Annotated in this window: 24 protein-coding genes; 15 read left to right on the plus strand and 9 right to left on the minus strand. The window is 60.6% G+C overall.

Annotated elements, in window-relative coordinates; genetic code table 11:
* The gene (ccmD, locus tag ATY79_RS18185) at positions 1-168 is read left to right on the plus strand and encodes a heme exporter protein CcmD (RefSeq protein ID WP_088704547.1); all 168 of its coding nucleotides are present in this window, start codon (positions 1-3) and stop codon (positions 166-168) included.
* Positions 165-770: a DsbE family thiol:disulfide interchange protein gene (locus ATY79_RS18190; RefSeq protein ID WP_088692997.1), complete on the plus strand. Its 606-nt coding sequence runs from the start codon at positions 165-167 to the stop codon at positions 768-770. The genes ccmD and ATY79_RS18190 overlap by 4 nt, the downstream gene beginning before the upstream one ends.
* On the opposite strand, the gene ATY79_RS18195 is transcribed toward ATY79_RS18190, so the two are convergent.
* The 5 genes from ATY79_RS18195 to dapF form a co-directional block, all read right to left on the minus strand.
* Positions 771-1358 (minus strand): DUF2585 domain-containing protein, encoded by a 588-nt coding sequence (locus ATY79_RS18195; protein WP_088692998.1) that lies wholly within the window; start codon positions 1356-1358, stop codon positions 771-773.
* Positions 1355-1999: a septation protein A gene (locus ATY79_RS18200; protein WP_088704548.1), complete on the minus strand. Its 645-nt coding sequence runs from the start codon at positions 1997-1999 to the stop codon at positions 1355-1357. The genes ATY79_RS18195 and ATY79_RS18200 overlap by 4 nt, the downstream gene beginning before the upstream one ends.
* Positions 2000-2063: 64 nt before the next feature.
* Positions 2064-3638, minus strand: a complete 1575-nt coding sequence (gene ftsY / locus ATY79_RS18205) for a signal recognition particle-docking protein FtsY (RefSeq protein WP_088693000.1) — start codon at positions 3636-3638, stop codon at positions 2064-2066.
* A gap of 15 nt (positions 3639-3653) precedes the next feature.
* Positions 3654-4928 carry a tRNA (N(6)-L-threonylcarbamoyladenosine(37)-C(2))-methylthiotransferase MtaB gene (mtaB, locus tag ATY79_RS18210; RefSeq protein WP_088693001.1) on the minus strand — a complete coding sequence of 425 codons (1275 nt, stop codon included), beginning with the start codon at positions 4926-4928 and terminating at the stop codon, positions 3654-3656.
* On the minus strand, positions 4925-5830 hold the full coding sequence (dapF, locus tag ATY79_RS18215) for a diaminopimelate epimerase (protein ID WP_088704635.1): 906 nt from the start codon (positions 5828-5830) through the stop codon (positions 4925-4927). The genes mtaB and dapF overlap by 4 nt, the downstream gene beginning before the upstream one ends.
* Positions 5831-6038: 208 nt before the next feature.
* Between dapF and ATY79_RS18220 the strand changes: the two genes are divergently transcribed.
* The gene (locus ATY79_RS18220) at positions 6039-7997 is read left to right on the plus strand and encodes an elongation factor G (RefSeq protein WP_088693003.1); all 1959 of its coding nucleotides are present in this window, start codon (positions 6039-6041) and stop codon (positions 7995-7997) included.
* A gap of 3 nt (positions 7998-8000) precedes the next feature.
* Here the strand turns inward: ATY79_RS18220 and ATY79_RS18225 are convergent, their stop codons facing one another.
* Positions 8001-9005, minus strand: a complete 1005-nt coding sequence (locus ATY79_RS18225; RefSeq protein WP_088693004.1) for an MBL fold metallo-hydrolase — start codon at positions 9003-9005, stop codon at positions 8001-8003.
* 305 nt (positions 9006-9310) lie between these two features.
* On the opposite strand from ATY79_RS18225, the gene ffh reads away from it, so the two are divergent.
* From ffh to rplS, 6 genes are all read left to right on the plus strand, one after another.
* A complete protein-coding gene (gene ffh / locus ATY79_RS18230; protein ID WP_088704549.1) occupies positions 9311-10885 on the plus strand; it encodes a signal recognition particle protein in 1575 nt (524 codons plus the stop codon).
* Between the two features lie 15 nt (positions 10886-10900).
* Positions 10901-11221, plus strand: coding sequence for a chorismate mutase (locus ATY79_RS18235; RefSeq protein ID WP_016556656.1), 321 nt, complete (start codon positions 10901-10903; stop codon positions 11219-11221).
* 49 nt (positions 11222-11270) lie between these two features.
* Positions 11271-11639, plus strand: coding sequence for a 30S ribosomal protein S16 (gene rpsP, locus ATY79_RS18240; protein ID WP_088693006.1), 369 nt, complete (start codon positions 11271-11273; stop codon positions 11637-11639).
* Between the two features lie 117 nt (positions 11640-11756).
* Positions 11757-12326 carry a ribosome maturation factor RimM gene (gene rimM / locus ATY79_RS18245; protein WP_088693007.1) on the plus strand — a complete coding sequence of 190 codons (570 nt, stop codon included), beginning with the start codon at positions 11757-11759 and terminating at the stop codon, positions 12324-12326.
* A gap of 8 nt (positions 12327-12334) precedes the next feature.
* Positions 12335-13015, plus strand: a complete 681-nt coding sequence (gene trmD, locus ATY79_RS18250) for a tRNA (guanosine(37)-N1)-methyltransferase TrmD (RefSeq protein ID WP_088693008.1) — start codon at positions 12335-12337, stop codon at positions 13013-13015.
* A 240-nt stretch (positions 13016-13255) separates the two neighbouring features.
* Positions 13256-13792 carry a 50S ribosomal protein L19 gene (gene rplS, locus ATY79_RS18255; RefSeq protein WP_018855826.1) on the plus strand — a complete coding sequence of 179 codons (537 nt, stop codon included), beginning with the start codon at positions 13256-13258 and terminating at the stop codon, positions 13790-13792.
* A 104-nt stretch (positions 13793-13896) separates the two neighbouring features.
* On the opposite strand, the gene ATY79_RS18260 is transcribed toward rplS, so the two are convergent.
* Positions 13897-14451 carry a hypothetical protein gene (locus ATY79_RS18260; protein ID WP_141105560.1) on the minus strand — a complete coding sequence of 185 codons (555 nt, stop codon included), beginning with the start codon at positions 14449-14451 and terminating at the stop codon, positions 13897-13899.
* 493 nt (positions 14452-14944) lie between these two features.
* Between ATY79_RS18260 and ATY79_RS18265 the strand changes: the two genes are divergently transcribed.
* The 4 genes from ATY79_RS18265 (at position 14945) to ATY79_RS18285 (ending at position 18889) form a co-directional block, all read left to right on the plus strand.
* Positions 14945-15742: a transporter substrate-binding domain-containing protein gene (locus tag ATY79_RS18265; protein WP_088693011.1), complete on the plus strand. Its 798-nt coding sequence runs from the start codon at positions 14945-14947 to the stop codon at positions 15740-15742.
* Between the two features lie 22 nt (positions 15743-15764).
* Complete coding sequence (locus ATY79_RS18270) at positions 15765-16586, plus strand: amino acid ABC transporter permease (protein WP_088693012.1); 822 nt, start codon at positions 15765-15767, stop codon at positions 16584-16586.
* A gap of 244 nt (positions 16587-16830) precedes the next feature.
* Complete coding sequence (gene leuC / locus ATY79_RS18280) at positions 16831-18240, plus strand: 3-isopropylmalate dehydratase large subunit (protein WP_088693013.1); 1410 nt, start codon at positions 16831-16833, stop codon at positions 18238-18240.
* Positions 18241-18349: 109 nt separating this feature from the next.
* Positions 18350-18889, plus strand: a complete 540-nt coding sequence (locus ATY79_RS18285; RefSeq protein ID WP_088693014.1) for a histidine phosphatase family protein — start codon at positions 18350-18352, stop codon at positions 18887-18889.
* Positions 18890-18942: 53 nt separating this feature from the next.
* Here the strand turns inward: ATY79_RS18285 and ATY79_RS18290 are convergent, their stop codons facing one another.
* On the minus strand, positions 18943-19773 hold the full coding sequence (locus ATY79_RS18290) for an aldo/keto reductase (RefSeq protein WP_088704551.1): 831 nt from the start codon (positions 19771-19773) through the stop codon (positions 18943-18945).
* 141 nt (positions 19774-19914) lie between these two features.
* Entirely contained in the window at positions 19915-20436 is a 522-nt protein-coding gene (locus ATY79_RS18295) for a L,D-transpeptidase family protein (RefSeq protein WP_088693233.1), read from the minus strand.
* Between the two features lie 170 nt (positions 20437-20606).
* On the opposite strand from ATY79_RS18295, the gene ATY79_RS18300 reads away from it, so the two are divergent.
* Positions 20607-21290 carry a response regulator transcription factor gene (locus tag ATY79_RS18300; RefSeq protein ID WP_007528266.1) on the plus strand — a complete coding sequence of 228 codons (684 nt, stop codon included), beginning with the start codon at positions 20607-20609 and terminating at the stop codon, positions 21288-21290.
* A 1-nt stretch (position 21291) separates the two neighbouring features.
* On the plus strand, positions 21292-21747 hold the full coding sequence (locus ATY79_RS18305; RefSeq protein WP_088693016.1) for a cyclic nucleotide-binding domain-containing protein: 456 nt from the start codon (positions 21292-21294) through the stop codon (positions 21745-21747).
* Positions 21748-21750 lie beyond the last annotated feature (3 nt).

A 21750-nucleotide genomic window follows, 5' to 3' on the forward strand; every position in this document is an offset into this window, starting at 1 on the left:
ATGGCACACGCTTTCTATGTCTACGGCTCCTACGGTTTTGCTGCGCTTGTTACAACAGCGGTGATCCTTTGGACCTGGGCCGACGGCCGCGCTCGCCGCAAGGAACTTGCAGCCCTTGAGGCTTCCGGGATCCGCCGCCGTTCGGCACGAGCAAAGGATGGCGAATGAGCCCCGCGCCTGAAACGAGCCCCGCCAAGCGCGGATTTGGACGCTATGCCGTCGCCTTGATCCCCTTGGTTGTTTTTGCCGGGATCGCCGCCACAGCGGCAAAGATGCTTTACGATCAGGGCGTCCATGGCAAGGATATCTCGGAAATACCCTCGGCCCTGATCGGCACGAAGGCGCCGGCGCTGAACCTGCCGCCGCTCGAAGGCGCCAACCGGCCGGCCCTGACAGACAGGGCCATCAAGGGCAAGCTGACGCTCGTCAACGTCTTCGCCTCCTGGTGTATCCCCTGTCGTGAAGAGCATCCGATCCTGATGGAACTGGCAAAGGACAGCCGCCTTAACGTGGTTGCAATCAACTACAAGGACAAGAACGACAACGCGCTCCGCTTCCTCGGCGAACTCGGCAATCCGTTTGCGGCCATCGGGGTCGATCCCAAGGGGCAGGCCGCCATCGATTGGGGTGTCTACGGCATCCCCGAAAGCTATCTCGTCGCCCCTGATGGCACGATCCTCTACAAGCGAGTCGGCCCGTTCGACGATATCAGTTTGAAGGAAGGCCTTTTCCCTGCCATGGAAAAGGCGCTGGGCAAGCCTGTTTCCTGATCAGATCGCGCTTTGCCAGGTCTTGATCGCCTCGACAGGCCAGATCAGCATCAGCACGTTAAGCGTCAGGTTATCGCGAATAAGGTAGCCGGTCAAAAGCTCGAAGAGGATCGCTATCGCCACCGTCAACGCCACCGGAGCCCGCGAGGCGAAGACGAAGCCGACCATCATGAACACCGTGTCCATCAGCGAATTGATGATGCTGTCGCCGTAGTAGTCCAGCGAGATCGTCGCCGAGCGGTAGCGATCGATGATGATGGGCGAATTCTCCAGCAGCTCCCAGCCCGACTCAATAACCAACGCCAACAGCAGGCGTGCCGCAAACGGCTTTCCGCGCAGGACGAGATGGGCAACGCCGTAGAAGATGAACCCGTGGATGATATGCGACGGCGTGTACCAGTCCGACAGGTGCTGGGAATTGCCGCTTGATTTGACGACGCCTTCCCACAGTTTGACATAGCCGCAGGTGCAGATCGGCGTACGGCCCATCAGATACTCAACGACCACCTGCGTCAGCAGAACCAGCAGACAGGCTGCAAACCAGAACGTCTGATGGCGAACCCTTGTCTGCGCCTCTGCGACTGTCACTTCTCAGCCTCTCCGGCCGGCGTCACCGTGTGCTTCATGATGAGCGGCATCTGCGCCATCGTGAAGATGATGGTGATTGGCATCGTACCCCAGACCTTGAAGGCAACCCAGAAATCATCGGAGAAATTGCGCCAAATGACCTCGTTCAGCACCGCGAGGAACAGGAAGAAGATGCCCCAGCGGATCGTCAGCTTGCGCCATCCCTCGGCATCGAGCTGGAAGGCCGCATTGAAGACGTAGCCGAGCAACGACTTGCCGAAAGCCAGGCCGCCAAGCAGCGCAACGCCGAAGAGCGCGTTCACGATGGTCGGCTTCATCTTGATGAAGGTCTCGTTCTGCAGGTAGATCGACAACGATCCGAAGATGACGACGACGATGCCCGACACGAACGGCATGATCGGCAGATGCCCGAGCAAGACCTTCGATACGATCAGCGAGATCACCGTCGCCCCCATGAAGAGGGCCGTTGCCACGAACAGCGGTCCGCCGAGCTCCGAGAGAGCCGGAAACCGCTCGACAAGCCACGCGCCGCGCAGGTTGGCGAAGAAGAAGATCAGCAGCGGGCCAAGTTCCAGCGCCAGCTTCAGCATCGGGTGATGCCGGTCGGCCGCGCTTGGGGTAATATCGCTCTCTGTCGTCATTCTATCTCAAATCCGTTTGTGCCACACGAGACGCTTGCCCGTGTTTGTCGGCATATCTGTGGCATTATTGGCCGAGCCCGGCAATGGCGTGCGCGAAATCCTCAGCCTCGAAAGGTTCGAGATCGTCGACGCCTTCCCCAACGCCGATGAAATAGACCGGCAGCTTGTGCTTGGCGGAGATCGCCACGAGAATGCCGCCGCGGGCCGTGCCATCGAGCTTCGTCATAATCAGCCCGTTGACGCCAGCCACGTTGCGGAAGATTTCGACCTGCGAAAGCGCGTTTTGCCCTGTCGTTGCATCAAGTGTCTGCAGCACCGTATGCGGCGCATCCGGATCGAGTTTGCCGAGAACACGAACGATCTTCTCAAGCTCGGCCATCAGCTCCGCCTTGTTCTGCAGGCGACCGGCGGTATCGATGATCAACACATCGCATTTCTTCGCCTTGGCCTGCTCGAAGGCATCATAGGCGAGACCCGCCGCATCGGCGCCGAGCTTGGTCCCGATGAACTCCGACTTGGTGCGGTCGGCCCAGATCTTCAGCTGCTCGATGGCAGCGGCGCGGAACGTGTCGCCGGCAGCCACCATTACCTTGAGGCCGGCGCTCGAGAGTTTTGCCGCCAGCTTGCCGATCGTCGTCGTCTTGCCCGTACCGTTGACACCGACAACGAGGATGACGTGTGGTTTGTGGCTGAGATCGAGCTGCAGCGGCTTGGCGACAGGCTTCAGCACCTTGGCAATTTCGCTTGCCATGATGCGGCTGACGTCCTCGCCGGTCACGTCCTTGCCGTAGCGCTCGGAGGCGAGCGTATCGGTGACGCGCATCGCCGTCTCGACACCGAGATCGGCCTGGATCAGCAGATCCTCGAGATCCTGCAGCGTATCGTCATCGAGCTTGCGCTTGGTGAAGAGGGCGGCGATCTGGCCGGTGAGCTGAGACGAGGTGCGGGCGAGGCCAGCGCGCAGGCGCTGAAACCAGGAAAGTTTTGGCGCAGGCACCAGAGGTGTGGCTTCGGAAGCCGCGGGACCGGTGGCGAATCCCTTCGGAAGGACGGGAGCGGCGGGGGAATCGCTGGAAGCGTCGTCGTACTCCGCCGGCGTAGATATTTCTTGCTCGGCAGGAGAGGCCCGATCGGTCACGGGCTGCTGTGCCGCATCGGCTTCCGCTGCGAGCTCTGCAGCCGACGTCTCTTCGGTTTCGCCAGCGGATGCTGCTTCCGCGACTTCTTCCTCTGCCCGGTCGCCGATTTCCGGCCGCAGGGAAGACGCAACAGGAACCGTCGGTTCCAGCGTGCTCTCAGCAGGAGTATCGACCTCGGCTTCGGCTTCAAGCAGCGAGAGCGGCACAACGCCTATATCGCTCGCCTGCACCTCAGACGGCAGGGCCTCGGAAACGTCGTCCTCATCCGCGAGCGCTTCGGCCCGCTCGGCAAGCTCCTCGATCGGGGCATCATCGGCGGGACCGCCGGCCGTATCCATCTCCTCCGCCAGAACAGGATCGGCGGCAACAGGAAGGTTCTCTTCGCGCGAATGCGGCTCCAGTTCGGATTCGAGCGCCTTCGTCTCGACCGGCTCCGGCGCCTGCTCTTCCTCCGGCTTCGGGCCGAAGGTGAAGACCTTTTTAATGAAACTGAACGCCATGAGGATTCCGTAAACTCAGGCCGCGTCGGCGGCCGTCAATTGCATGTCGAGGTGTTTGCCGTTGTGCCCGGTGATGACAGCCTGCACGAAGCTGCGAGCCGCAAGTCCCGCCGCTGCGACAAGCGTGAAGTTCTCCGTATGCGCCAAACCGTTGTTTTCCACCAGCAGCCATTGCTGCGTTCCGACCATCTCGTCGAGATGGGACTGATGCAGGCGATGTCCAGTAGCGCGAAGCCGCGCTGCCCGCTCCTTGACCAGAGCGCGATCAAGCTGCGGCATTCGCGCGGCGGGCGTCCCCGGCCGTGGGCTATAGGGAAAGACGTGGAGATGCGCGATATTGGCCTCTTCCGCCAGCCGCACGGCATTGGCGAACATCTCTTCGCTCTCGGTCGGAAAGCCGGCAATCATATCAGCACCGAAGCTCATGTCCGGGCGCAGGTGGCGCACGTCGTTGACGAAAGCCAAGGCGTCCGCGCTCGAATGGCGGCGCTTCATCCGCTTCAGGATCATGTCGTCGCCATGCTGAAGCGAAAGATGAAGATGCGGCATGAACCGCGCCTCATCGGCGATCAGATCGAGCAGATGTTTGTCCGCCTCGATGCTATCGATCGATGAAAGCCTCAGGCGGCGAATATCGGGCACCTGTTTCAGAAGCGTTTTCGCAAGCAGCCCGAGCGTCGGCTCGCCGGGCAGGTCGGCGCCATAGCTGGTCGCGTCGACCCCGGTCAGCACGATCTCCCGGTAACCGCTTTCGACGAGCTTGCGCGCCTGATCGACAACCGCCCCCATCGGCACGGAACGCGAATTGCCACGACCATAGGGGATGATGCAGAAAGTGCAGCGGTGGTCGCAGCCGTTCTGGACTTGGATGAAGGCCCGCACATGACCATCGATGTGCTTGACCATCTGCGGCGCCGTCCGGCGCACGCTCATGATGTCGTTGACGCGCAGCTTCTCTTCCGCCGAAACGCCAAAATCCGGCAGGGCGCGATAGGAAGCGCTCTTCAGTTTCTCCTCGTTGCCGAGGACGGCATCGACCTCGGCCATGTCGGCGAAGGTCTCTTTTTCCGTCTGGGCCGCGCAGCCGGTCACGATGATGCGGGCATGCGGATTGTCGCGCCGGGCGCGTCGGATCGCCTGGCGAGCCTGGCGCACAGCTTCGCCGGTAACCGCACAAGTATTGACGAGGATGGCATTGTTGAGCCCGGCCTTCTCGGCCTCCGCCCGCATCACTTCGGATTCGTAGGTGTTGAGACGACAGCCGAAGGTGATGACCTCGACGCCGCTCACCGCGCTTCCGCTCCCGGCGCCGCATCGCGCGACCACGCACCCGTCGACGGATCGAGCGTGCCCGACCATTCCCATTCGGCCGGACCCGTCATGATGACGTGACCGTCGCGTTCGCGCCATTCGATCGTCAGCACGCCCTGATTGGGGCTGCTTGCAACCTTCACCGCGACTTCGCGCCCGGTCCGTCCGGTGCGAGCGGCGGAAACGGCGGTCGCACAAGCGGCAGAACCGCAGGCCAGCGTCAGTCCCGCGCCCCGCTCCCAGGTGCGCGTCGTGATCGAGCTGGGAGAAGTTACTTGCGCCAGCGTGATGTTGGCGCGCTCGGGGAACATCGGATGGTTTTCAAGCAGCGGTCCAAAACGGCCGAGATCGAACGACATCGGATCGCGGTCGACCCAGAAGATCGCATGCGGATTGCCCATCGAAGCGACGGAGGGCGAATGCAGCACGGGATTGTCGATCGGCCCGATCTGCAGTTCGATGCGGCTGGTATCGTGAAATTCTTCCGCGAGCGGGATCTTGTCCCAGTCGAAGACCGGCTTGCCCATATCGACGGAGATCGTCCCATCCTCGTGCTCAACAGCATTGAGAATGCCTGCCACCGTCTGGAAGGTGAACACCCTCTTGCCGGTTTCCGAAGCAAGCGCCTGCACAACGCAGCGCGTGCCATTACCGCAGGCCTGCGCCTTCGTGCCGTCGGAGTTCAGGATATCGATCCAGGCATCCGTGCCCGCTGCTTTCGGGTCGTGGATCGCCATGATCTGGTCGAACTGCGTGTCCGATGCTGCGTTCAGCGCGATTGCTGCGGAGGGCGTCACCTTGTCGGCGCGGCCGCGCATGTCAACGACCAGGATCTTGTTGCCAAGCCCGTTCATCTTCGCGAATTCGACCGTTGCGCTCATAGCTGTCATGTCCGTCTCTGTTTGGGCTGTATATGGCGGAAATGCCGAGGAATTACCAGTGGCTTGACGGACCCGAGCACCGCGACACATTCATGGGAGAGCCATATCGAGACCTCATATTTAAGAATGACTGCAAATATCTAGCGCTTTTCACCGCTTCGAGGCATTCTTGGTCTCGGATGCGTGCTTTTGGCAGGGAGGATCGCCGATGCGCTGCTTCACGGTACTTGGGCCCTCGCAGACGGGAAAAACGACACTCGTCGCAAAGCTGGCCTCGCTCGAGGGAATGCCCAGAAAGTCAGCCTCTCCATACGGATCAAGCCTTACAGAGTTCGATTTCAAGGACGAAGCGTGGTGTGCGATCGACACCCCCGGGGCAAATGAGGCGCTTGCCCTGGCGCAGGATGCGCTGCTCGTCAGCGACGCCTGCATTCTCTGCATATCGCCGACGCCGGATGACGCCGTTCTTGCCGCACCTTATCTGCGCGCCATCGAGGCCTCCGGCACCCCCTGCCTCGTCTTCATCAACCGGATGGACGAGCCGCGCGGTCGACTGCGCGATGTCATTGCCTCGCTTCAGACTTATTCCAACCACCCCCTCGTCCTGCGGCAGGTCCCGATCCGCGAGGGTGATACGATTGTCGGCAGCTGCGACCTCATTTCCGAGCGCGCCTGGCGCTACCGGGAGGGGCAGCCCTCCGCACTCATCGAACTGCCGCAGGATGCTGTCGAGCGCGAGCACGAGGCGCGGGCAGAGATGCTCGAGCAGCTTTCGGAGTTCGACGACTGGCTGCTCGAGGAGCTGATCGAGGACCGGGAACCGGCAAGTGATACAATTTTTGCGATCTCCTCGCGCATCCTTAAGGAGAATCGAGTCATCCCCGTGCTGTTCGGCGCCGCCTCGCACAGCAACGGCATCATGCGCCTGATGAAGGCTCTTCGCCACGAAGCGCCGCCGGCAGCAGCGTTGCGAACGAGGCTCTCTGGAAGTTCCGGCGCGCAAGAGGCGGAACTTTCCGCCATTAGTTTCCACGCCTATCACAAGGCCAATGTCGGCAAGACGGTCCTCGTACGGGCGCTGGCAGACGGCTTGAAGCAGGGCGCCTCTTTGGGTGGCGCTACTCTGGGTCCCTTGCAGGAAGCCGGTAGCGGAAAGCCAATCAGCGGCACAGTGCAGGCAGGCAGTGTTTTTGCCGCCCTGAAGTCGGAGCATCTGCCCGCGCCCGCCCTGCTAACGCAGACGGCCAGCGTCGAACCGCCCGACTGGACGACACCGCCGACACCGATGCTGGAACGAATTCTCGTTCCCGGCAGTGAGCGTGACGAAACCAAGCTCTCTGCAACACTGGCGAAACTGGTGGAAACCGATCGCGGCCTGAAGGTGATGCAGGAAGAAGGCACGGGCGCAGCATTGATCTGCGCTCAGGGACCGGTCCATCTGCGCGATCTACGCAAGACGCTGTCGGAGGTTTTTCGGGTCGAAGTTTCGGACCGCGCACCGAACCCGATCTACCGGGAAACAATCTCCAAGCCCTCGGACGTGCGCTACCGGCACCGCAAGCAAACGGGGGGCGCCGGCCAGTTCGCCGATGTGCAGCTCAGCGTGCGGCCGAACGAGCGCGGCCAGGGCTTTACCTTCGGCGAAAATGTCAAGGGTGGTACCGTACCGCGAAACTACATACCGGCAGTCGAGGCCGGTGCACGCGAAGCCATGGAAAAGGGGCCGCTCGGCTTCCAGGTCATCGACGTCGATGTGACATTGACCGACGGCCAGTATCACTCGGTCGACAGCTCCGATTTCGCCTTCCGTGCGGCCGGGAAGATGGGCGTCAAGCAGGCGCTGTCACAGGCATCCGCCGTGCTCATGCAGCCTGTCGTGCGGGTCGATATCCATATCCCCTCGGTCTATTCCGGCGGCATGGTGACGCTCGTTTCCTCACTCAAAGGACAGGTGCTCGGCTTCGACCGAGACGAGAACGCGAAGGGCTGGGACATATTCCGGGCATTAGTACCGGGTGGTGTCCTGGAAGAGCTGGCACGATCACTGAAATCCGCGACCCAAGGCATCGGCCATTTCTCCAAGACCTTCGATCATTTCGAGGAGCTTTACGGCAAGGAGGCCGACACCATCATCAATACGCATGGTTCAGGGGCTCAGTCGCACTGATTCTCATGCGACCGGCACGTCAAAGACCTCGCCTGCCCTAAGCGGCCGGAACCGCTCTGGCGGTACCCCATGGTCGGTCATGGCTGCATCCAGCGCCTTGATCGGCGCATCAATCGCCTCGTCGGTGAGTTGGAAGGTGGCAAAGTGATGCCCTGCCACATAGGCCGCGTTGGCCAACTGCATGCCTGTCACCGCTTCCTTAGGGTTCTGATGCTGTCCCTTCATGAACCAGCGCGGTTCATAGGCTCCGAACGGCAGGACAGCGAGGCGAAAGGCACCATGCTTCTGCTGGGCAGCCCTGTAGTTGACGCCGCCATGAAAGCCCGTGTCGCCGACATGGTAGATCTTCCCTGCCGGTGTCGACAGGACGAAGGCCGCCCATAGCGCCATGCGACGATCGCCGGTGCCACGCGCCGACCAATGATGCGCCGGCTCGGCGTCGATCCTGATGCCGGCAAACGGGATACACTCGCCCCAATCCATCGCCGTCACCTGCATGGTGGGAACCGCGCGACGAATGATCGTATCGTTGCCAAGCGGCGTTACGACATGCGGCCGATGTCTCGCCTGCAACCGCTTAAGTGTCGCGATATCGAGGTGATCGTAATGGTTATGCGAAACGAGAACGAGATCGACCGGCGGCAGGTCGTCGAACGCGATCCCGGGCGCCACGACGCGCTTGGGTCCGGCGAAGGCGAACGGGCTGGCGCGGTCGGACCATACAGGATCGGTCAGGATATTGAGCCCCGCAACCTGCACCAGCATCGTCGCGTGGCCGACCATGGTCACCCGCAGATCGTCGCCATCAACGCGCGCATCCGGCTTGGCCGGTACGAAGGGGCTCGGAACCGACTTCGGCCAACGATCGCGGCCGCCGCCAAACTGCCATCGCATTAAATCTCGAAAACCGAGAGGCTCGATACCATCCGGATTGAAAAAATGCGTGCCATCAAAATGGTCGGAGACAGGCCCTTCATAGTAAGGATTGCGTCGCTTGGCAGTGGGCATACAGAACTATTCCGTTTGAAGGAAAAACAGATCTGGGATCGGGCGTGTGCTTTTGAAAGGTTGAAACGCCGTCTTTTCTCGGCTTTCCCTTGACTCCCGGCCCGTTTTCCTGTTTACCGCCGCTCAATCTGCGACGAGCTTCAAGACTCGAGCCACCGACCGGGACCCGCAAAGGTATAAAAAGATCCCGGAGGTCCACACCCGACAGCGCGATGCGCCCTCGGGTGCTTTTTGGCTTTGCGTCTTGTTTTCGTCAAGGAAAAGCACAAGGTTTCCGCCATCCCGGAAATCACAAGGAAGAGCCGATGTTTGAAAACCTCCAGGACCGTCTTGGATCCATTCTGAATGGACTGACAGGCCGTGGCGCGCTTTCGGAAAGCGATGTTTCCGCAGCGCTGCGCGAGGTGCGCCGTGCGTTGCTTGAAGCAGACGTGGCGCTCGATGTCGTGCGCTCCTTCACCGATCGCGTCCGCGAAAAGGCCGTCGGTGCGGAAATCCTGAAGTCGATCAAGCCCGGCCAGATGGTCGTCAAGATCGTCCATGACGAGCTGATCGAGATGCTCGGCGGCGAAGGTGTCGGTGTCGATCTGCATGCGGTAGCCCCCGTCGTTATCATGATGGTCGGTCTGCAGGGCTCAGGTAAGACGACCACGACGGCGAAGATCGCAAAGCGTCTCACCGATCGTGAAAAGAAGAAGGTGCTGATGGCGTCGCTCGATACGCGACGTCCGGCCGCCCAGGAGCAGCTGCGCCAGCTCGGTGTGCAGACCAATGTCGACACGCTGCCCGTGATTGCAGGCCAGTCGCCGACCGATATCGCCGCGCGCGCCGTGCAGGCCGCCAAGCTCGGCGGCCATGACGTCGTCATCCTCGACACCGCCGGCCGCACGCATATCGACGAACCCTTGATGGTCGAAATGGCCGACATCAAGAAGAAGTCGAACCCGCACGAAATCCTGCTGGTCGCGGACTCGCTGACTGGTCAGGACGCCGTCAATCTGGCCCGCAACTTCGATGAACGCGTCGGCATCACCGGCCTCGTGCTGACCCGCATGGACGGCGACGGCCGTGGCGGTGCGGCGCTCTCGATGCGAGCCGTAACCGGCAAGCCGATCAAGCTCATCGGTGTCGGCGAGCGCATGGGCGAGCTCGAGGAGTTCCATCCCCGCCGTATTGCTGACCGCATTCTCGGCATGGGCGACATCGTTTCGCTGGTCGAGCGCGCCGCCGAAAACATCGACGCCGAGAAGGCGGCTGCCATGGCCGCCAAGATGGCCAAGGGCAAGTTTGACCTGAACGACCTCGCCGACCAGCTGCGCCAGATGCAGAAGATGGGCGGCATGGGCAGCATCATGAGCATGATGCCCGGCATGGCCGGCATGAAGGACAAGATGGCTTCCGCTGGTCTGAACGACAGTCTGTTCGGCCGCCAGCTCGCTATCATCTCCTCGATGACCAAGGCCGAGCGCGCCAACCCCGATATTCTCAAGCACTCCCGCAAGAAGCGTATCGCCGCCGGCTCCGGCACCGATGCCGCCGACATCAACAAGCTTCTGAAGATGCATCGCCAGATGGCGGACATGATGAAGATGATGGGCGGCAAGGGCAAGGGCGGCCTGATGAAGCAGATGATGGGCGGCCTTGCCGGCAAGATGGGCCTTGGTGGCCTCGGCGGCGGCATGCCCGATCTTTCGAATATCGACCCCAAACAGCTCGAAGCGCTCCAAAAGCAGGCTGAAGCTGCTGGTCTCGGAAAGCCGGGCGGTGGCCTACCTGGTCTTGGCGGCATGTCCGGTGGTTTGCCGGGTCTCGGCGGCGCAAAGCTGCCGGGCCTTGGTGGTGGTTTCCCGGGGCTTCCCGGCTTGCCCAAGAAGAAGTGAAGGGTCGCGTGAACGATGATTGATCCTGAAATCAAAGCCCAGCTTTCGAACTATCGCCAGTCGATCGACAACATCGATGCGGCGCTGGTCCACATCCTGGCCGAACGGTTCCGCTGCACCAAAGAGGTCGGCGTTCTAAAGGCCAAGTACAAGTTGCCGCCGGCCGACCCGGCGCGCGAAGAATACCAGATCGAACGCCTCCGCCACCTGGCGAAGGATGCCAATCTGGATCCGGATTTCGCCGAGAAGTTCCTGAACTTCATCATCAAGGAAGTCATCCGGCATCATGAGCAGATCGCTGCCGACCACGCCGAAAACGGCGCCGCAGCAAAATGAACCGTACCGCCGGATCAGGCGGTCCAGAAAAGTCCAAGGAGTAAAGAAAATGGCACTGAAAATTCGTCTCGCACGCGGTGGTTCCAAGAAGCGCCCGTACTACCACATCGTTCTCGCCGACGCCCGTTCGCCGCGCGATGGCCGCTTCCTCGAGAACCTCGGTTCCTGGAACCCGATGCTCGCCAAGGACAACGACGCGCGCATTACGCTGAACAACGACCGCATCAAGCACTGGCTTGAGCAGGGCGCACAGCCGACCGACCGCGTTCTGCGCTTCCTCAACGAAGCTGGCCTCGCAAAGCGTGACGCCAAGAACAACCCGGAAAAGGCAAAGCCGGGCAAGAAGGCTCAGGAGCGCGCTGCTGAAAAGGCTCAGAAGGCCGCCGACGCTGCCGAAGCTGCTGCTTCCGCAGAATAATCGGGGACTTTCCCTTATCGAACGGGCGGCATGGCGACATGCCGCCCGTTTTCGTTTCCATTCCACCGCACTTCGTTTAAGAGAAGCCCAGATTTGCGGCTTCATGTGAAGGACGTCATGGCAAAGCTTGAAAATCCGGTTCTGATGGCAACGATCGGTGGCGCCCAGGGGCTGCGCGGCGAAGTGCGCGCCAAGGCCTACACCGCTGACCCGACGGCCCTCGGCGACTACGGCAACCTGCACAGCATGGACGGCCGCACCTTCGAGATTCTCGATATCCGGGAGATGAAGAACGTTGTCGTCGTCCGCTTCCGCGGCATCAACGATCGCAATGCCGCCGAGGCGCTGAACGGACTGGAGCTCTACATCGAGCGTGAGAACTTGCCGGATGAGGAACTAGAGGAAGACGAATTCTTCTACGCCGATCTGGAGGGCCTGGAAGCGCTCGACGATCAGGGCATCAGCTACGGCATGGTGACCGGCGTTTTCGATTTCGGCGCCGGCGATCTCCTGGAGCTGAAAGGTCCCGGCAAGCGCCCGGTCCTGATCCCCTTCTCCGAAACCTCGGTTCTCGATATCGACCTTGAAAGCGGCAGGATCACAATCGATCCGCTGGCTGCCGGCCTCGTCGACAGCGAGGATGACGGACCGAACTTCACGCCCGACAAGCCGAAAAAGAAGAAGTGAGGCCGTCGATGGCGTTTCGCGCGACCGTGCTGACCCTCTACCCGGAAATGTTTCCGGGCCATCTCGGCTATTCCCTCGCCGGCAAGGCGATGGAGCGTGGCCAATGGTCGCTCGATACCCTGCAGATCCGTGATTTCGCCACCGACAAGCACCGGACCGTCGATGACACGCCCGCCGGCGGCGGCGCCGGCATGGTGCTCAAGCCCGATGTTCTCGCCCGCGCCATCGACAGCGCCTCCGAGAACGACAGCCGTCCTCGACTGCTGATGAGCCCGCGCGGCAAGCCGCTGACGCAGGAGCGCGTGCGCGAACTCGCGTCCGGCAAAGGGGTCATCATCGTTTGCGGTCGCTTCGAGGGCGTCGATCAGCGAGTCATCGATGCGCGCGAGTTGGAAGAGGTCTCAATCGGGGACTACGTGCTGTCGGGAGGCGAACCGGCGGCACTGACCGTACTGGATGCAATCGTCCGTGTTCTGCCGGGCGTCATGGGCAATGATCTTTCCGGACTGCACGAGAGCTTCGAGGGCGGCCTGCTCGAGCATCCGCACTATACCCGGCCGCAGGAATGGGAGGGCCGCGAGATTCCGGCGGTCCTCACATCGGGCAATCACGGCGCGATCGACAAATGGCGCCGCGAGCAGGCACTGCAGCTGACCCGCGAACGACGCCCGGACCTGCTGGACAAATGAGAGATGACCGGCGGCCAGGCATCCACAATTAACGGTCGGGCCGACAAAATTTCTGGGCCGAAGGGGTGACAAAGCCTGCGGAATACGCTATGCGCACGCCCGGAATGGGAAAACTCCCATCAACCACGTAAAGAAAAACAGACGAATTCGCTCCTGCCCTCACCGGCAAATATCTGCGGCTCGACCAAGGATAGATCGTTCAGAGCGCTCTGGCTGTTGAACCAACAAAGAGGTTGAGTCATGAACATCATTCAGCAGCTTGAGGCCGAACAGGTCGCCAAGATCGAAGCCCAGCGTACGCTCCCGGAATTCTCCCCGGGCGACACCGTTCGCGTGAACGTCCGCGTCAAGGAAGGCAACCGTACCCGCGTACAGGCCTACGAAGGCGTCTGCATCGCTCGCTCCGGCGGAGGCCTGCAGGAGAACTTCACGGTTCGCAAGATCTCCTACGGCGAAGGCGTCGAGCGCGTATTCCCGGTCTGCTCCCCGGCTATCGAAAGCGTAGAAGTCGTTCGCCGCGGCAAGGTCCGTCGCGCGAAGCTCTACTACCTGCGCGATCGTCGCGGCAAGTCGGCTCGTATCGTCGAAAACACCGGCACCCGCGCCCGCAAGCTCAACGACGCTGAACGTCAGGCCGTTGCCGAGGAAAAGGCACGCCTGGAAGCCGAAAAGGTTGCAGCAGCTCAGGCGCTCGCAGCCGAAAAGGCAGCACAGGAAGCCGCAGAAGCCAAGGCAGCAGCAGAAGCTGCAGCAGCGGCAGAGCCGGCAGCAGAATAAGTTTCAATCCTCAGGGATTGTCGGAAAGGCGACCTTCGGGTCGCCTTTTTTGTTGCGCGCCGACTGTGCCTTTCGCCGCTGGCGGCGTTCGCCTTCAAATCCAGTCAATCGTCATCCAACCCTGTCCATGACGATGACCCATAGACTAGCGCATTGCCATTATCGTCACTTTCGCTCATCGGTGCGAAATAACGACGATAGCGCTTCATGGTCTCGTATAGGTCGCGCGGGCTGCCACAGTTGAGGAAGTCCGCATCAATACGGACCTCACTTTTGCCCATATCCAACCTCTCGATCAGGATGATTTTTCTCTGCTTGAACCGCCCTACTTCGTAGTATCTGATCTTAGCAATCGATGTCCAAGGAATGCTTGTCTCAGCTTGGTGCGCGACATGAATTCCCTCATGATCCATGGCTAACGTGACCTTGCTGAAATCTACTCGCGACAAAAGCTTGAGAGCACCGGTGACGTAACTGGCGAGGAGTGCCGCTGCCGCGAGAATACCGGCGACCAGGCCAAACCAAGAGCCCGAGATGGCCGCCGCGCCCTTTGCAATCAAATACAGAGATATGACACCACCCCCAAATAGCGCGAAGTAGACGGGGCCTCTGGCTCGCGTGAATTCACGACGGGGAAAACTGGTTTCCGTTGTGCTCATTGTCGAGTGCTCGTCATCGAAACTCAAATCGCATTGAACCACACTCGGGAGATACGGTAAGCCAGCGCCCAATTCTCCCCCTCTGGTTGCGCTGAAGAAAATAGCGCGTCAAGCCAATTTCTTCCTCGCTAACTCCTTCGGCGTGAACTTCTGCGTGCCAGCCGAAACGAAACCCGAAGTGATCGGCGACATGCTCTGTTCGTTTCTACAGCAGAATCCAGGTGTGCGCGATGCGACAGGCGACGACTTGATGACGACCCCGATCCGATGCAATTACAGTTGCCCCGTAAATTAATCGTTGGGATCCGGGAGCCAGCGCCAGCCCACAACCCACCTAGGCACCCATCACACCGATTTCTGCGAAATTCCTTCCATCAAAGCCACAGTTTTTGAACCGCCTTTCCCGTTTTTGCGCACAGCTATCGAGCAATTCTCTTGCTATCCGCTTTGCAACTGTGACAGTTTCGCGAGCTATATTTCGGGGAGATACTTAATGCCGTTCCGCCGCGCCGTCCTTGCTGGACTGACCGCCCTCATCCTGTCGCCGTTGGCCGCCCTTGCCGCCGACCTTCCAGACCTCAACGGCAAGTCGGTGGTCGTCGTCACCGAGAATGCCTATCCGCCGCTGCAGTTCGTTGATCCGAAGTCGGGCAAGGCGATTGGCTGGGAATATGATGCGATGAACGAGATCGCCAAGCGGCTGAATTTCAAGGTCGAGTACCAGAACACCAGCTGGGACGCGATGATCCAGGCGGTCTCCGACAACCAGTACAACATCGGCATGACCGGCATCACCATCAAGGATGATCGCAAGGCCAAGGTTGATTTCTCCGATCCCTACATGCGCTCGCAGCAGTTCATGCTGGTGCGCGGAGATGAGAAACGCTTTACCGATGCCAAGACCTTTGGTGCCTTCAATGAAGGCCTCGTCGGTGCCCAGCCGGGCACGTCACCTTTCTACACGGCCGTGTACGAGATTCTTGACGGCAACGAACAGAACCCGCGTATCAAGCTCTTCGAAACCTTCGGCGCCACCGTTCAGGCTCTCAAGGCGGGTGACGTTGATGTCGTGCTGACGGACAGCGTCGCTGCCAAGGGCTATGTCGACGCGTCCAGCGGCGGCCTGAAGGTCATTGGCGGCCCGCTCGGTACGGAAGATTTCGGTTTCATCTTCCCGAAGGGCTCCGATCTCGTCGCCCCAGTCAATGCCGCGATCGCGAGCCTGAAGGCCGACGGCACCTTCGACGCGCTGAACAAGAAGTGGTTCCTCGACTACAAGATGGGCGAATGATCCTGTCTTCGGTTAGCGCGTGATGGCTTCTCAGCCGGCCCCGGGTGGGCATAGTAAGGGCGACTACCCCTGGTGGCTAGTCGCCCTTGTCGCGATCGGCATCGTCCTTGCCGTCGTCATTGTCACCAACGACATCTATGCGCAGGTCTTCCGCACCGTCTTCAACGGCGTCGGCGTCACCATCTTCGTGACGCTGGTGGGATTTGCGTTGGCGACCCTTCTCGGCCTCGGCATCGCGCTGCTCGGACTATCCGACAGCGTCGTGCTCCGCCAGATCTCTCGTTTCTACGTCGAAGTCATCCGCGGCGTGCCGATGCTGGTGCTGCTATTCTATGTCGCCTTCGTCGGCGCCCCCGGCATCGTCGCGGCCTATAACTTCCTGACCAGCCCGCTGGTCCAGGCCGGGTTGAGCGAACCGGTGATGGTGCGCGACTTCTCGCTGATGTGGCGGGCGATCATCGCACTGATGATCGGTTATTCCTCCTTCATCGCCGAAGTTTTCCGCGCCGGCATACAGTCTGTCGATCACGGTCAGATCGAGGCGGCTAAGGCGCTCGGTCTTTCGCGCTACCACCGGTTTCGGTTCGTCGTCTTTCCGCAGGCGATCAGGGTGATCTTCCCGCCGCTGTCGAACGATTTCGTGGCGATGGTCAAGGACAGTTCGCTTGTCTCCGTCCTCGGCGTCTCGGACATCACACAGATGGGCAAGGTCTATGCCTCCGGCTCGTTTCGCTTCTTTGAAACCTACTCCATCGTCACCTACATCTATCTCATCCTGACGATCGGTCTGTCGCTTGCGCTGAGGCAAGTGGAGAAACGGATGCGCGGGAAAGACCGACGCTAGCGTCCGAATGATTCGAATTGCCGCCGTCGTGAAAAATTGGTATGTGACAGCCCATGGAATCCAAGTTCAGTTGCATTGGGGCGCATATTTTCGTGCTGCAGGATCATTACCGCCTGCCGGCACGCTTCTTTGCGACCGTTTCCGGTGCACTCAACAGCCGACTTCGTTGATCGAATGACGGCCGGCGGGCCTCACCGCCACCAGCTCCATTTCTCCATACGCATCCAAGAACGGACCTAACGCCATGAGCGCACCGCGTACCCTTTACGACAAGATCTGGGACGACCATCTGGTCGATCAGCAGGACGACGGCACCTGTCTCCTCTACATCGACCGCCACCTGGTCCATGAAGTCACCTCGCCGCAGGCCTTCGAAGGCCTGCGCATGACCGGCCGCAAGGTCCGCGCGCCTGAAAAGACCCTCGCCGTCGTCGATCACAACGTCCCGACTTCGCCTGATCGTCATCTCGGCATCAAGAACGAGGAAAGCCGGATCCAGGTCGAGCAGCTCGCCATCAACGCCGCCGAATTCGGTGTCGAGTATTATTCCGAGAATGACAAGCGCCAGGGCATCGTCCACATCATCGGACCGGAGCAGGGCTTTACCCTGCCTGGCATGACGATCGTCTGCGGCGACAGCCACACGTCGACGCATGGCGCCTTCGGCTCGCTCGCGCACGGCATCGGTACCTCTGAGGTCGAGCACGTGCTCGCGACCCAGACGCTGATCCAGAAGAAGGCGAAAAACATGCTGGTGCAGGTCGATGGTCAGCTGCCGGCTGGCGTCACCGCCAAGGACATCGTTCTCGCCATCATCGGAGAAATCGGCACCGCCGGCGGCACCGGCTACGTCATCGAATATGCCGGCGAAGCCATTCGCGCGCTGTCGATGGAAGGCCGCATGACGATCTGCAACATGTCGATCGAAGGCGGCGCCCGCGCAGGCCTGATCGCCCCTGACGAGATCACCTTCGAATACATCAAGGGCAAGCCGCGCGCGCCGAAGGGCGAGGCGCTGGAGCAGGCGATCGCTTACTGGAAGACCCTGAAGTCGGACGAGGGTGCCCATTTCGACCGCGTTGTGAAGCTTAACGCCGCTGAACTGCCGCCGATCGTGTCCTGGGGCTCTTCGCCGGAGGACGTCATTTCCGTTCAGGGTGTCGTTCCGAATCCGGACGAGATCCAGGAAGAGACGAAGCGTGCTTCCAAGTGGCGTGCGCTCGATTACATGGGCCTGAAGCCTGGCACCCCGATCACCGAGATCAACATCGACCGCGTCTTCATCGGCTCCTGCACCAACGGCCGCATCGAAGACCTGCGCGCCGTTGCCAAGGTTGTCGAAGGCAAGACCGTTGCCTCGACCGTCAACGCCATGATCGTTCCGGGCTCCGGCCTGGTCAAGGAGCAGGCAGAGCAGGAAGGCCTCGACAAGATCTTCAAGGCAGCCGGCTTTGACTGGCGCGAGCCGGGCTGCTCCATGTGCCTCGCCATGAACGACGACCGCTTGAAGCCCGGCGAACGCTGCGCCTCGACCTCGAACCGCAACTTCGAAGGCCGCCAGGGCTTCAAGGGCCGCACGCACCTGGTCTCCCCGGCCATGGCTGCCGCGGCCGCGATTGCCGGCCACTTCGTCGATATTCGCGAGTGGAACTAAGACGCGTAAGCCTCCCTCTTGGAAACGAGGGGGAGGCTATCTCAGCAGACACCGGACGCATTCGGTGAGACAATGGCCGCGTTCGAACCTTAGCTCTCTGGAGAGCAACATGAACGCCGCAGCGAAGCCGCCCGCAAAACGACGCCTTCTCCTTCTTCGTCACGCCAAATCCGCATGGCCGGCAGATGTTGCCGACCACGACCGTCCGCTTGCGGGTCGCGGAGAAAAGGCAGCACCGCTGATGGGCCGCTATCTCGCGCGCGAAAAGCTTATTCCTGATCTTGTGCTGGTGTCATCCGCTCGCCGCACACAGGAGACGTGGAAACTCGTCGCCAAAAAGCTCCCATCTTCGATCGAAAAGCTGGATACGGAAGACTTGTACGAAGCCTCCGCGGCGAAAATCGCTGCCGTCGTGCAGGCGGTCGATCCATCGGTTCGAACGCTTATGCTGATAGGGCACAATCCCGGCTTTCAGGATCTCGCAGAGGGCCTCATCGGCGCAGGCGATCCCGAGGCATGTGCTGGCATCAGGCAGAAATTCCCGACAGCCGCACTTGCTGTCATCGCATTCGATGCTGATCGTTGGAAACAGCTGAAACCGAAAAGCGGCACGCTGGAACGATTCGTCACACCGCGCTCGCTCGACTGAACGACAGCCGCTTCTCCCTCCCCCGCATGAGAGGAGCGAGAGCGAAGTCTACATCAGAAGTTGGCCGTGTAGGGATCCGGTCCCATGCGGGCGCCCTTGTCGTCGAGCTTGGCAATCGCTGCCATGTCGGCCGCATCCAGCTTGAAATCAAAGACCTTGAAATTCTCCTCGATGCGCGATGGCGTCACCGACTTCGGTATAACGACGAGGCCACTATCGATGTGCCAGCGGACGATGACCTGCGCAGGCGTCTTTCCGTGCTTCTTGGCGATCTCGCCAATCGTTGCATCGGCGATCAACTTGCCCTGACCGAGCGGGCTCCAGGATTCAGTGACGATGTTCAGCCTCTTATGTGCTTCCTGCGCCGCTCTCTGTTGGAAATCCGGATGCAGCTCGATCTGGTTGATAACAGGAACGACGCCCGTGTCGCCGATGATCTGTTCCAGATGGTCGGGATAGAAGTTCGAAACACCGATGGAACGCGCGCGGCCTTCTTCCCTGATCGTCACGAAGGCCTTCCAGGTTTCGCGATACAGACCGCGGTGCGGCGATGGCCAGTGGATGAGGTAGAGGTCGACATAATCCGTGCCGAGCTTCTTCAGGCTGCCCTCGAAGGCGCGCATGGTCGCATCATAGCCCTGGTCGGTGTTGCGGAGCTTGGTGGTGACGAAAATGTCCTTGCGATCGAGACCGGATGAGCGGATGCCCTCGCCGACGCCTTCCTCGTTGTCGTAACCGGAAGCCGTATCAATGTGACGATAGCCGGCGGCAATGGCCGCGCGCACCGTCGGTGCCGCAATCTCCTGGGGCGTTTGCCATACGCCAAGGCCCACCTGGGGAATGGAATGTCCGTCATGGAAAGTGATAATGGGTTGCTGTGCCACAATATGTCTCCGGAAGTTTGAAGAATTGGACGGGGCGTGATTGAACCCGCGGCCTCGCGGATTTCCCTGCGCGCATTTCAGCCCTCGCGCCGGTCGAGAAGGCATATAGGTCAGCGCGGTCGGTTTATCACCCCCATGGCATCAAAGAACGCGTATGACGGTGCCCTTGCGCAGGAAGGGAAGAAGGCGCCGCATGTCGCGCGGATGAACCGCCACACATCCCGCGGTCGGCTTGTAACCGGGCTTGATCAGATGGAAGAAGATTGCCGAACCGCGATTGCGGGCTCGTGAGGTAATGTTCCAGTCCATGACGAGACAGACGTCATAAAGCCCGTCCTTGCGCTTCATTTCCTCGTGACTCGGCCGGAAAGGCGCTTTGACGAGTCTATTGTAGTTCGGATCCTCAGCCTGGTCGCACCAGAGCATATCCGTACGAATGCGACGAATCGCAAGCGATGTCTCGAGACGCATCGGACGTTCACCGCGGCGAAAGCCGTAAAGCAGCTTCATCGGAGCGATTGGGGTAGCTCCATCACCCTCACGCTTGCGGACCGTTCGACCGGCCCGGCCGATCGCGGCAGGCACTCTAATTGCGCCGAACTGAACCAAAGCCCGGCTTTTTTTGCCTGGCGCAGGCCGAACGAGGAGGGTCGTCGACTTTATCGGTCTCGGACGCCTTGTTTTCTCCATTTTTCTCACATGTGTTTGCGATTGCTAGGATTATGATTGAAATCATATAGCATCGTATACGACAACAGCTCGGTCGCCCGATCTTTGCCAATGCTGAAAAATTGGCGTAGGAGAGGGGGACCGCAGGCGAGGGATAGAGCCGCATGACCGCACGCACCATTCTCTTGGTGGATGACGACGACGACCTCCGCGAGACACTCACGGAGCAGCTTTCGCTCTATGACGAATTCACGGTCCTCCAGGAAACGACGGCGGCCAAGGGTGTCGAGCGCGCACGATCAACGCCGATCGACCTGCTCATCATGGACGTTGGCCTGCCTGACATGGACGGTCGCGAGGCTGTGAAGCTGCTGCGCAAGGGTGGTTTGAAAGCCCCGATCATCATGCTGACCGGCCATGACACGGATTCGGATACGATCCTTGGCCTTGAGGCCGGCGCCAACGACTACATCACCAAGCCCTTCCGTTTTGCCGTCCTGCTTGCGCGCATCCGCGTGCAGCTGCGACAGCACGAGCAGAGCGAGGACGCCACCTTCAATGTCGGCCCCTATGTTTTCAAGCCGAGCCAAAAGCTGCTGACGATGGACAGTGGCCAGAAGATCCGCCTGACCGAGAAGGAAGCGGCAATCATTCGCTACCTCTACCGCGCCGAGCAGAAGGTCGTCACTCGTGACGTGCTGCTGGAAGAGGTATGGGGTTATAATTCCGGTGTGACGACGCACACGCTCGAAACCCATGTCTATCGTTTGCGCCAGAAGATTGAACGCGATCCCTCCAACGCCGAAATTCTGGTAACGGAAAACGGCGGCTACAAGATCATCCCGTAAGATGGCGCTGAACGACGACATCCGACTGCTGTCGCAGTTGCCGCTGTTCCACGATATGTCGGAGGATCAATTAAGGCTGATCGCCTTCGGCGCAGATCGACGAGTCATTTCCGCCGGTCAGATGCTCTTTCGGGAAGGCTCGCCGGCTGAAAGCGCCTACGTCATCCTTAGTGGCGGCGTGGATCTCAGCCGGATCGGCCGCGATGGCGAGCCAGAAGTCCAGAATACCGCCGGACCTGGCACCCTTCTATCCGAACTTGCGCTGATCACACTCGTCGAGCGCAAGTACACGGCCGTTGCGACAGAAGACACGAGCATCATCCGCATCACCCGTTCGCTCTTCCATCGGCTGATCGAGGAATATCCGGATGCAGCTCGACTGATCGAGAGCCGCATCCGCGACAACATTGCCGAGCTCGCAGCCAGGGCCGCGGCCCAACTTCACCGCTTCGTCTGACGG

Origin of the sequence: Rhizobium sp. R693, from assembly GCF_002211315.1 — a bacterium.
Classification (GTDB): Bacteria; Pseudomonadota; Alphaproteobacteria; order Rhizobiales; family Rhizobiaceae; genus Rhizobium.